General features: G+C 54.5%; 8 protein-coding genes. 4 read left to right on the top strand and 4 right to left on the bottom strand.

The window, feature by feature from the left end; genetic code table 11:
* Positions 1-201: 201 nt before the first annotated feature.
* The 3 genes from EJP87_RS09535 to EJP87_RS09525 all read right to left on the bottom strand — a co-directional run bounded on the left by EJP87_RS09535 (position 202) and on the right by EJP87_RS09525 (position 5,471).
* Positions 202-2,415: a methyl-accepting chemotaxis protein gene (locus EJP87_RS09535; RefSeq protein ID WP_153188672.1), complete on the bottom strand. Its 2,214-nt coding sequence runs from the start codon at positions 2,413-2,415 to the stop codon at positions 202-204.
* A 102-nt stretch (positions 2,416-2,517) separates the two neighbouring features.
* Positions 2,518-3,528 carry a serine/threonine protein kinase gene (locus tag EJP87_RS09530; RefSeq protein WP_130471636.1) on the bottom strand — a complete coding sequence of 337 codons (1,011 nt, stop codon included), beginning with the start codon at positions 3,526-3,528 and terminating at the stop codon, positions 2,518-2,520.
* An 11-nt stretch (positions 3,529-3,539) separates the two neighbouring features.
* Positions 3,540-5,471, bottom strand: a complete 1,932-nt coding sequence (locus tag EJP87_RS09525) for an ATP-binding cassette domain-containing protein (protein WP_130471635.1) — start codon at positions 5,469-5,471, stop codon at positions 3,540-3,542.
* 111 nt (positions 5,472-5,582) lie between these two features.
* Between EJP87_RS09525 and EJP87_RS09520 the strand changes: the two genes are divergently transcribed.
* Entirely contained in the window at positions 5,583-8,972 is a 3,390-nt protein-coding gene (locus EJP87_RS09520) for an ATP-binding protein (RefSeq protein WP_130471634.1), read from the top strand.
* Positions 8,973-9,225: 253 nt separating this feature from the next.
* On the opposite strand, the gene EJP87_RS09515 is transcribed toward EJP87_RS09520, so the two are convergent.
* Positions 9,226-10,254: a hypothetical protein gene (locus EJP87_RS09515; protein WP_130471633.1), complete on the bottom strand. Its 1,029-nt coding sequence runs from the start codon at positions 10,252-10,254 to the stop codon at positions 9,226-9,228.
* Between the two features lie 187 nt (positions 10,255-10,441).
* On the opposite strand from EJP87_RS09515, the gene EJP87_RS09510 reads away from it, so the two are divergent.
* Genes EJP87_RS09510 through EJP87_RS09500 form a run of 3 tightly spaced genes read left to right on the top strand, consistent with a single transcriptional unit; the run spans position 10,442 to position 11,841 of the window.
* Entirely contained in the window at positions 10,442-10,909 is a 468-nt protein-coding gene (locus EJP87_RS09510) for a universal stress protein (protein ID WP_193771267.1), read from the top strand.
* A 41-nt stretch (positions 10,910-10,950) separates the two neighbouring features.
* Positions 10,951-11,568 (top strand): D-sedoheptulose-7-phosphate isomerase, encoded by a 618-nt coding sequence (locus EJP87_RS09505; protein ID WP_320412232.1) that lies wholly within the window; start codon positions 10,951-10,953, stop codon positions 11,566-11,568.
* A 45-nt stretch (positions 11,569-11,613) separates the two neighbouring features.
* Positions 11,614-11,841, top strand: coding sequence for a hypothetical protein (locus EJP87_RS09500; protein ID WP_130471631.1), 228 nt, complete (start codon positions 11,614-11,616; stop codon positions 11,839-11,841).
* Positions 11,842-11,882 lie beyond the last annotated feature (41 nt).

Below are 11,882 nucleotides of genomic sequence, written 5' to 3'. Positions count from 1 at the left end.
CCTTGCACCTATCGACCGCTGCCTGACCGGGTAAAAGCTGGGTTTTGCTGAGAGCTTGTGAATAAATCGTCGCGAGCAAGCACATGAACAAGGCGCAGGCGAATGCGCGACGCGACATATCAAGCAGATAGGCGAGGAGCAAATGAGTCTGCAACCCCGCCCATGGGCGGCACAGTAGATTTATTCACAAGCTCTGAGCGTTCAAGAGAGCAGTGCCAGAGGTTGACGCAGCGGCAGGCGCGCTGTTGGCCCCGGAAGGCGCCGGGTCGAGGGTGTTGTGTTGCTTTTGCGCTGCGCGGGTTTGCTGCGCTGCGGCGGCACGCTCTCTGCACCAGTTTGAAAAAAGGCGATGGCCTCCTGCAGGGCATCGGCTTGCGCAGACAACTGTTCGGAGGTGGCAGCCATCTCTTCGGAAGTGCCGGCATTGCGCTGGATGGATTGATCCATCTGTTGAATGGAAATATTGATTTGCCCGGCACTTTGATCCTGTTCCTGACTGGCGGCAGCAATACCTTGCACCAGATCGGCAGTTTTTTGAATTTCCGGCAGCAGCTTGCCCAACATCAGACCCGCCTGTTCAGCCACCTGCATGCTGGAGGTGGAGAGATGGGCAATCTCGCCGGCGGCATGCTGACTGCGTTCGGCCAGCTTGCGTACCTCTGCGGCCACCACCGCAAAGCCTTTGCCATGTTCACCGGCTCGGGCAGCTTCGATGGCAGCATTGAGTGCCAGCAGATTGGTCTGTCGAGAGATCTCTTCAATGACGGAAATTTTTTGGGCAATATCACGCATCGCCACCACCGCTTGCGCCACCGCCTGTCCGGTTGCCACGGCATCCTGCGCCGCATGTCGGGAGATCTGGGCGGTCGTGGAGGCATGCTGGTTGTTTTGCTGAATGCTGCCGGCCATCAGCTCCACGGCTGACGAGGTCTCTTCGATGGCGGCGGCCTGTTCGGCAGAGCTTTGCGCAAAGCTTTGTGCAGCCTCTGAGAGCTGTTGTCCACCGTGTGCCACTTCGATCGAAGATTGTTTGATCTGTCCGATCACCTCACGCAGACGCGCCGCACTTTGGTCCAAAGCGCTGGCCATCGCCCCGATCTCATCTTTTTGCTGGATCTGGCTCTGGTGGGTGAGATCACCTTTGGCAAAGGCTTGGAGAATCGTGCGCAGTTTTTGGATGGGGGTTACGATCCCTTTGCCGATCAACCAGGCCAGCACCGCTCCCAGGAACAGGGTGCCGGCACTGACCAGCAAAGAAAACTTGGCCTGTTGTGCGGCGTTGTCTGTGACCGAGCTGGCTGTATTGCTCATATCTTCGCTCGCCTCTTTGGTCAGGGCGTTGACAATTGGTGTCACCGCATGGGCGGCTTCGCGCATGATACCCACATGCTTGCTGATTTCCTGGTCCTTGCCGACCAGAGCGACAAAGGCCCCCTGATAGTGTTTGACTCTCTCCAGCAGCGACTGTTTATCCTGCTCGGCAATAGCGGTTGTTGGGATCAACTGTTGCAATTGTGCAATCCGTTTGTTGAGGGCAGCGACATATTTCTCCTCACCGCGCAACAGATAATCTTTTTCATCCTTGCGGATCTCCAGATAAACGGTTGCCAAACCAGGAACATAGCGGCTTTCCAACAGGCTCTCCACCTGATGCGCTGCTTCGCGAAAACCCTCTGTGCCCTTGTCGGCCCCCTGTTGCAGAAAGGCTTTGAAGGCGCTCCAATAGTGATGGGTCTGGTTGGTGAGCTGCTCTTTGAGGTTGCCGGCGAGAGTGGAGGTGGCGATGGCCTGCAAAAGCTGTTGCAGCTTTTTTTCCATGGTTACAACATATTTGAGATCTTTGCGCAGCAGATAGTCCTTTTCACTGCGGCGCAGTTGCAGCAGTTGCAGATAGATCTCTTCGCTGTCGAACTCTTTGATCTGTTTTTCCATTTCGTGGGCGCTCTGGCGAAAGGCCCCTTGCAGACCGGATTGTGGATCAAGTCCCTTTTCCGTCTCTGCCTGGCCAACCTGCAGAAAGGCGGTCAGATAGGCGCCGGAAAGGCGAATGATTTCGCGATCCATGGCGGCGCTGGTTTCATCCCGGTTGGCTTGCGCAGCCTGCAGCATCTCTTCGACCAATTTTTGTACCGCCTGGATCTGGCCGCGCACAGCCTCCAGATATTTGCTCTCCTTGCGCAGAAAAAAATCTTTTTCGTTGCGACGTGCCTCCAGCATCAGCAAACTGACCTGGGTGGCACGGCTCTTTTCCACCTCGGCGCGTTCCAGAATATCACTGCGCACTATCGTCAAGGTATTGACCAAAGTGGTGTGGTACAAGGCAATAACTGCCAAAAAGAGTATTCCCACTACCGCAAAGCCAAAAGCAATTTTTTGGCTGATTTGCAGATTGTTGAACAGTTGAATCAGGTTCATGGCACGCCCCCCATAGCGAATAATATTTCCCTGGTTGCTATGTGCAGCAATATTTGCACCAAAAAATATTAATATCAAGATAATGATGTGTTATAGAGGATGTTAATAGAACAGATCCAGACAGGCTGTTTGCTGGGGATTTTGCAACAGGTGCAACTGTTCCTGCAGGGAGTGGATATGCTCTTCCCAATAACGGGGGGCGTTAAACCAGGGGAAGGCGATGGGAAAAGCGGGATCGTTCCAGCGGCGGGCGATCCAGGCGGCATGATGGAGCAGGCGCAAGCTGCGCAATGGTTCGATGAGAGCCAGCTCTCGGCGATCGAAGGAGAAAAAGGTTTGGTAGCCGCGCAGCAGATAGCTCAACTGGGTGCTTTGTTCATAATGGTCCCCAGAGAGAGACATCCACAGATCCTGAATGGCGGGGCCAGAGCAGGAGTCGTCAAAATCCAGCAACAGGGGAGCATTATTGTTCCAAAGCAGATTGCCGACATGGCAATCACCATGCAGACGCAGTCGTTTATAGGGGCCCACTGCCTGAAACAGCTTTTGCAAGGTGTGCAGGAGGCTGCTGCTGACCTGTTGATACTCTCTGTGCATTCCTGGCGGCAGCAGATTGCTCTGCAAAATATGCTGTACCGAGGGGTCACCCCAGGTGGCGACCGAGAGGGTCAAGCGATGGCAATAGGGTTGCACGCTGCCTATGGCATGCAGGCGCCCCAGCAGGCGTCCCAATTGTTCCAAGTGTTCCAGGTTATCCAACTCTGCAGGGCGCCCGCCCTGACGGGGATAGAGGGCAAAACGATACCCCTGATGGGTAAAGAGGGTTTGGCCGTGGCTATCAACCAGAGGGGCGATGATGGGCAGCTCTTGTTCGTGCAGGGCCAGACAAAATTGGTGCTCTTCGCGGATGGCCTCGGAGGACCAGCGTCCCGAACGATAAAATTTTGCCACCAGAGGGGGCGCCTCTTCGATGCCAATATGATAGACGCGGTTTTCATAGCTGTTGAGGGCCAACAGGGTACCGGTACAGCGAAAACCGACCTCTTCCACAGCATTGAGGATGGTGTCTGGCGTCAGGTGTTGGTAGGGGGTGTGCTCATTGTGGGCATCCATGGTTTTGCTTTCTATCCACACTCTTCGGCCAATTGTTCCAGAACTTGCCAGCGTTCATAGGCTTCTGCCAGCGCATTGTCAAGCGATGACAGGCGGGAGGTGGTCGCTAAAATCTCCTCACTGCCACGGCGGTAGAAGGCAGGATCGGCCACCTGCTGGTGCAACTGTTGTTGCTCGCTCTCCAGCTCTTCGATGCGCCCAGGCAGCGCGGCCAGCTCTTGCTGCTCTTTGAAACTCAAGCGACGCTTGCGTTCGCGTTCCCGAGGTTTGCTTTCTGTTTTGATTTTACCGGTTGCCGGTGGGCTGTGGGCAGGGGTGCTGGGGAGGGGTGCGGGTCGTTGGGCCAGCCAATCATCATAGCCACCCACATATTCTATAATCTCGCCCCCTCCTGAAAAGACCAGGGTGGAGGTGACCACATGGTTGAGAAAGGTCCGATCATGGCTGACCAGCAGCACTGTTCCGGAATAGTCAACCAGCAGTGCCTCCAGCAGCTCCAGGGTCTCCACATCCAGATCATTGGTGGGCTCATCCATGACCAGCACATTGGAGGGGCGCAAAAAGAGACGGGCCAACAACAGACGGTTGCGCTCGCCACCGGAGAGCACGGAAACAGGGGAGCGGGCCCGTTCCGGGCTGAACAGAAAATCCTGCAGATAGCCCATGATATGGCGTCGTTTGCCGTGAAAGAGAATCTCCTGTTGGCCATCGGCAACAGCTTCGAGCACAGTTTTGTTTTCATCGAGACGGCTGCGCAACTGATCAAAATAGGCCACCTCCAGACGGGTGCCCAGACGGACCGAGCCTTGCTCTGGGGGCAACTCTCCCAGCAACAGCCGCAACAGAGTGGTTTTGCCGACCCCGTTGGGACCGATGATGCCGATCTTGTCGCCGCGTTGGATGGTGGTCGTCAGGTTGCGAATGATCGGAACTCCCGCATAGTGATAGGAGATCTGTTTGGTTTCGACGACAATCTTGCCGGAGAGTTCGCCAGACTCTGCCTGCAGACGGACCACCCCGGTTTGCTCCCGTCGCTGCCGACGTTGCCGTCGCAGACGTTCCAGAGCGCGGACCCGTCCCTCGTTTCTGGTTCTGCGCGCCTGAATGCCTTGGCGAATCCAGCTCTCTTCCTGAGCCAACTTTTTATCAAATTGTGCCTGTTGTTGCAGCTCTGCCTCCAGAACCGCCTCTTTGCGGTGCCGGTAGGTGGCATAATCGCCCGGCCAATCGCTTAAACGTCCCCGATCCAGCTCGAGAATGCGTGTGGCCAGACGATCCAAAAACAGCCGATCATGCGAAACAAAAAAGAGGGTGCCGCGATAGGTGCGACTGCTGTTCTCAGCGCGAAAAAAATCCTCCAGCCATTGAATGGCCTCGACATCCAGATGGTTGGTTGGTTCATCCAGCAGCAGCAGATCCGGTTCGCTGATCAAGGCTCGCGCCAACAAAACCCGTCGTTTCAAACCACCGGAAAGAGTGACAAAAGGCAGGTCAACCGGCAGAGAGAGCAGTGAGGTCAGCTCCATCACCCGCTGCTGCACCGCCCAACCATCCAGATGATCCAACAGCTCCTGGGCTCTGCTCATCACCGACAATGCCTGGGGAGTCTGCTCCTGGGCCAGCTCCTGGCTGGCTTGATGAAAGCTGGTCAAGGCGTGGCAGAGCGGGCCCAAGCCATCGGTAATTACCTCCAGGACTGTTCCTGAGAGCTGTTCCGGGATCTCCTGTTCGAGACGCGCAACCCGCATCCCTTTTTGCCGTATCACCTCGCCACTGTCGGGGGTCAACTCAGCAGCAAGCAGTTTCATCAAGGTGGTTTTGCCACTGCCGTTGCGTCCCACCAGACAGACCCGTTCTCCGGGTTCGATGGCAAAAGTCACCTCTTCGAGAATGGGTGGTCCGCCGAAGCGAATGGATATATCACGCATACCGATCAAAGCCATGCTGCGGGTTACCTCAAATTTGCGATGGATGATGAAAAACGCTGTCAAGATGAGTTACAGTTGTGTATTGTGTCAGCGGTACCTTTGGTAACATCTGATCATTAACGAGCGATGATTAAACCATTTCTGAAACTGCCTGCCAAGATTGCCCTGCTCACCCTGATTTTTACCATGTCAGGAGTGATTCTGGTAGGATATGTGACCTTTACCAGCGTGGAAAAACTGCTGCGTGAGCAATCGTTTTCGGATATTTCCAACGAATTGCGCCGCAAATCCAACCAATATATGCACCATGTGCATGCTTTGCGCAATACCTTGTTCATGTTGTCCGATTCCAGCTCCATCATTCATTTGGCCGAGCTGTCACTGCAGCGGGAGGCCGGATCCTCTGCACAAAAGGAGGCGGCCATCCATACGGTTGCCAATGATTTGTTGGCCATCATGGAGCATCAGTCCACCTATCTGGAGATGGCAATCATCGGCAATCTGCCGGAGGGTCGGGAGCTGTTGCGGGTGGAGCGCAACAGCAAAGGTCGTGCAGTACGGGTGGCCGAAGAGTCGCTGCGGCTGCAAAGCGCTGAACCCAATTTGCTGAAGGCGATGCGTCTGAATCCCAACCAATTTACCTTGAGCGAACATTTTGCTCTGCCTGCTCCTGTTCCTGTAGGGAGTGCCGCCTCTGGTGAGCCGATTTTGCAGATGGCCGTACCGCTGTTTGCCAATGAAGAGGATCGGGCAGGGGTGTTGATTGTACGGGAAAATTTTCGTCAGGTAGCGCGCACTCTGTTCCGGCAAAGCAGTGATGAAGTGCAATTCTTGATTGCCGACCGGGAAGGCGCGCTCTTGCATTTTCCCGACAAAGCCCGGCAAATGCTCCAGGAGTTGGCCAAACAAAAAGGCCATACGCTCAACAACAACAGCCGCCTGCAAAATCTGTTTGCCAATGTTCCGCAACTCTGGAGCGACGGGGGACAGACCCCACGCATGCGTCATCAAATGTCCATCTTTGTCGATTCGCCAACCCAGATTGCTTTGACTGAACAAGGGATCCATTTGGTGTTGCAACGGATCTATTTTGATCCCGAAACGCCAAACCGCCATTTTATCATGATTGCCTTTGCTCCCAACACCACCATGGTGCAGGGGATTCAGCAATATTGGCAGGATATTCTCAAGATCTCCTTAGGCATCTCTCTGCTTTTGTGTGTGTTGATCGTATTGGCGACCCGGCAGTTGACCTGGCCGATCCGTCGTTTGACCCAGAGCATTCAGCGCATCGCCGCAGGTGAAGAGAATGTGCAGATTGAGGTGACCGGAACAGATGAGGTGGGTGATCTGGCGCTGGCCTTTCGCTCCCTGTTGGAGACTTTGAATGTCTCCCATCGGGCGTTGCGTAATCTGGCAGCCTCTCTGGAGGAGCAGGTGCGGGAGCGCACCAATGATCTGGCGGTGGCACGCGATCAGGCGTTGGCAGCCAGTCAGGCCAAAAGCCTGTTTTTGGCCACCATGAGCCATGAGATACGCACGCCAATGAATGTGATTTTGGGCATGTTGGAGCTGTTGCGTACCTCGGATATCCGTTTGCCGGATCGGGAACGGGTGGAGTTGGCTTTGGGGGCGGGACAGACCTTATTGACCCTGATTAACAATGTGTTGGACTTTTCCAAGATGGATGGCAAGCAGTTGGTCTTGGATCGGGTCGATTTTGATTTGCGCCGTTTGGTCTATGAGGCGGCGATGACGGTCGCTCCCTTGGCCCATACTAAAGGTATTGAATTAACAGCATTTTTCCCAGATGTGACCTATACCGCCGTGCGCGGTGATCCCATCCGTTTGAAACAGGTGTTTATCAATTTATTGGGCAATGCCATCAAGTTTACCCCAGAAGGGGGAACAGTTGAACTCTATGGCGGTCCGGTGGGCAGCGATGCTGCGGGTATTGATGTGCTGTTTGAGGTGCGCGACTCCGGGATCGGGGTGACCGAAGAGGATCGGGCAAAAATTTTCAGCCGTTTTACCCAGGTAGACTCCTCCTCTACCCGTCGCCATGAAGGGACCGGTCTGGGGCTGTCGATTTGCAAACATTTGGTGGAGATGATGGAGGGTGAGATCCATGTTGACAGCAATCCCGATACGCCTTCCGGTTCGGTCTTTTATTTTACCATTCGTCTGGAAAAACAGCAGCGCACCTATAACCGACACGATAAAACGCAAGATTTGAAAGGAATGCGCATCCTGGCGGTGGCCCAGGATGGTCTGTTGCGTACCTTGGTGGAGGATGCCTTGATTTCACAGGGGGCCCGTCTTGACCATGTGGTGGAGGTGGAACATGCCCCGCTGATTTTACAAGAAGCGGATGCTTTGGGTGAGCCCTATCAGTTGGTGTTGTGCAACCAAAAGCCGGGACTCAGTCATCGGCGCGAGTTTCAGCAACTGCTCAATTGCAATGCGGAGTTGCGCTTTATCCTGTTGACCGATCTGTTGGATCAAGGTTGGGATCAGGCGACCGAATTGCCGGGAACAGCCATCTGTTTGAAAAAGCCGATCAATGCCGAACGGTTGTTGGCAGCAATTGAATGGTTGATCCGCAATCAGGGGAGTCATGCGGCACAGGAGAGCGAGCGCAGCCACAAAGAGCCGCTTGCCTGGCGTGCCGAGGGCAGGATCTTGATTGTCGATGATCAACAGGCCAATCTGATAGTGACACGGGGCATGTTGATCAATGTGGGCTATCGCAGCGACCAGATTGTCACCGCTCTGAGTGGACAGGAGGCGATTACTCAATTTCGCCAGCAGCGCTTTGATCTGGTATTGATGGATTGCCAAATGCCGGTAATGGATGGCTTTGAGGCCACTCGTGCCATTCATGCCCTGGAGCAGGGGTTGGAGCGTCCGGGCGGGCGCGTGCCCATTGTCGCTTTTACCGCCGATGTCACACCGCAGGCACGGACCAATATTCAAGCTTGTGGCATGGATGGCTTTTTGGCCAAACCGGTCAGTATAGCTGATTTGCGCAATCATTTGCGGCAGTTTTCCTTGCTGCGACCAGAAGAGTCAGTCGTTCAGGAGAAGAGTGCTGCCACTGCCGGGCAGTCCAAGACGGAGCTGCCGCCGGAGGAGTCGGCACCCCAACAGGTCAGTGAACAGGTCGAGCGGGTGGATATGGAGGCCTTGCTGCGTTCCATGCGTTCGATTGGTCTGCAGGAGGAGGATTTTCGCGAGGTGGCGGAGCTGCTGGCAGCACAATTCCTGGAGCTGCTCAATACCATGCAGCGGGATTTGGAGCAGGAGAGTTATCAGTCGGCACGCGCAACAGCCCATGTGGTCAAGGGAAGCATGGCCAATACCATCTTTCCCACCTTGCAAAAACCAACACGCACACTCTATGAAGCGGTCAAGGAGCAACGTTGGCAAGAGGCTCTGCAGGAGTTGGCCTATGTGCGACGGCTCTATCAGCCGATTCAGGAGGCCTTGTTGCTCTTTTTATCGGGAGGTGCCTGAGTCCAGGCTCTTGCTCTAGAGAGTTTTGCGACGGGGTCGCGGCAATGGGGGTTGCTGGTTTTGTGGCCAGGCAAAGCCTGTTTGGCGTGGAGAGAGCTCTGCGACGGGGTTGCTGGTTTGGTGGCCAGGCAAAGCCTGTTTGGCGTGGAGAGAGCTTTGCGACGGGGTTGCTGGTTGTACAGAAGAGCTGTGTACAGTCAGAGGTTCCCTGTCGGGATGCCATTTTTATCTGGCATCCCGATGGGTTGCATATTTACATTTCGGGAAAAAACATGGTGGTCAATTTTTGCCGATTGCTTTTGATCAACTGACTTTCCTGGGCGGGCAAGGGACCGCTTTGCATTTTGCCCATCTGCTCTTTTGCCGATTGTCCAGCCTTCTCGGCATTTTTCAGGGAGAGTTGCAACTGATCCAGCATCTGCTGTTTTTGTACGGCAGGCATCATCGGGTTGTCGCGAATCTCTTTCATCCGCTCTTCCAGCCACTGCTTGTGTTGGGCCTGCATTTTGTTTTGCTGTTCCACCGGATCAAGCCGTGTTGGAGCGGCAACTGCTTTGCCAGGATTGGCTGCTTCGCGAGAGCGTTCCAGTTGCGCCAACATCTCCTGCTTTTGTCCGGGTGGAATATACGGATTGTTGCTGATCTGTTGCTTTTGTTGGTTTAACCAGTTTTGTTGCTGTTGACGCATTTGCTCTTGCTGTTGCTCGGGATTGAACATCTGTGCAGAGGGTTGGCTGCGATCCATTTGGGCAAGAATCTGCTGCTTTTGCGGATGGGGAATGTAGGGATCGTTGGCGACCCGTTCCCGTTGTGCGCTCCACTGTGCCCGAGCCGTTTCCAGGGAAGAGCGTTGTTGCTCTTGCATCTGTGCCATGGCCTTTTTCTGCTCTTCACTGTTGGCGGCTTGCGCCTTTTCTTGTTGTTGGTTCATGCGTGCGCGCATGCTTTCTTGCTGGGCTTCTGCCTGGGTGGTCATCAGACCCAGATTGATATGATCCAGCAGATAGAAAAAGCGTTCTGCATTCCAACCACTGCTTTGCAGATGTTTTTGCAATTCCTTATCATAACGCAGGCCAGAGAGGGCCCAGGGAGAGTTGTTGCTGCCGTAGCGCATCCCCTTTTCGCCTACCCATTTGCTGATGGTAGGATAGTCGGTCAGAAAACGAGAAAATTCTGTCTCATCAAAGGGTTTAGGCTGCTGCGGGTTGTCGGCTGCATGGGCCGTTGCCGAGAAAGAGAGGAGCAAGGCCAACGCAGATGCTGCCAGGATTCTGGTTTTCATAGTGTCGTTTTTCCTTGAAAGTCGAGTTTTTTGTAATCGGTTGGCTCTGTTGATAACCAGGAGCACCGATAATACGCCCACGCTTGCCAAGCGACCGGCTTGCCGCTAATCTTAGCTACCTTTCGGTAAGGACACAAGCTGCCGCTTGCGTATGGGTTGGGATTTGTATTGTCAGTGGGAGTGTATTGTGGCCATAGATAATTTGCAAACGATTGTTGTAGCAATTGATTTTACCAGGGATAGCCTGGAAGCAGTGCGTACTGCCTTCGTGATCGGTCACCATGCCGAGAGTCGGCTGCATCTTTTGCATGTGGTGCATGAGGTGACCACCGAAAGCAGTCCGCCGCAAAAGAAAAAGGAGATCAAAAAAGTTTTGCGCCCGGTTCTGGAGGTGGCTGCCGACAGTATGCGTGCCTTTGTCAAGGAGCATGATCTGGCCAAATTGGCCAAACAGGCCAAGGTCGGCTTGGAAACAGTGGTCGCCCATGGTTTGCCGGCCAGTCAAATTGTGCAGACAGCCAAAAAACTGAAAGCAGATCTGATCATCGTCGGCTACAGCGGCACCACCGGTATTGACAATCTGTTGCTAGGGGCGACCACAGAAAAAATATTACAACTGGCGGATATGCCGATCATGGTGGTGAAAGCGCGTTGATCGTTGCTGAATATCCCTGTCATCCCCGGATAGGCCGCATAATGGGTGAAAAAATGAGCATGGCAGAGCCATTTTTAGTGCAGCAGATAGAAGAGAGTATCGCCGTCAAACAGCGGTTATTGCAGGATGCCGAGTGGATGGCACAACTGCAGCAGGCGTGTGCAATGCTGTTGGCAGTCTATCGTGCAGGTGGCAAACTGTTGATTGCCGGGAATGGGGGTTCGGCAGCCGATGCGCAACATATCGCCGGCGAACTGGTCAGCCGCTTTTATTTTGATCGACCCGCTTTGCCCGCCATCGCCTTGACCACCGACAGCTCGATCATGACCGCAATTGGCAATGATTATGGCTATGAGAGGCTCTTTTCTCGGCAGATCGAGGGCAATGGCAAGGCGGGAGATCTTTTGCTGGCGATTAGTACCTCAGGCAACTCCCCCAATATTCTCCATGCGATTCAGACGGCGCGTCGCCTGGGGATTACCGTTCTCGGTTTGACCGGGGCAAGCGGAGGCCAGATGGCCGAGCTGTGCCATCTCTGCTTGCGCATTCCCTCTACCCAAACCCCACGGATCCAGGAGAGCCATTTGTTGGTTGGGCATCTGTTGTGTGCCTCTGTAGAGCAGGGTCTGTTTGGGCAGCAGGAGAGTAGGATAACGTAGGATTTGCGGGCAGTTGGCATCATCATCACGGTCATGGAGGAAAAAATGGATCCAGCTTGGCGACGGAGCAATGGCATGGGCTACGCATGCTCTTCCTGGTTGTTTCTGCTGCTGGCATGGCTGTTTCCTGCCATGGTATGGGGGGCGGAAGCAGCGCATTTTTATCATGTGGGTGCGGAAGCGCTGGTGACTCTGCCGCTGCCGGGCAAACAGGAACCGCGTACCGTTGGGGTGGAATATCGGGAGGTGCCTGAGTCCAGGCTCTTGCTCTAGAGAGTTTTGCGACGGGGTCGCGGCAATGGGGGTTGCTGGTT

Source organism: Candidatus Magnetaquicoccus inordinatus (genome assembly GCF_004217665.1).
Taxonomy (GTDB): Bacteria; Pseudomonadota; Magnetococcia; order Magnetococcales; family Magnetaquicoccaceae; genus Magnetaquicoccus; species Magnetaquicoccus inordinatus.
The sequence above is the reverse complement of the archived record's forward strand: the minus strand, read 5'-3'. Positions and strand labels throughout refer to the sequence as shown.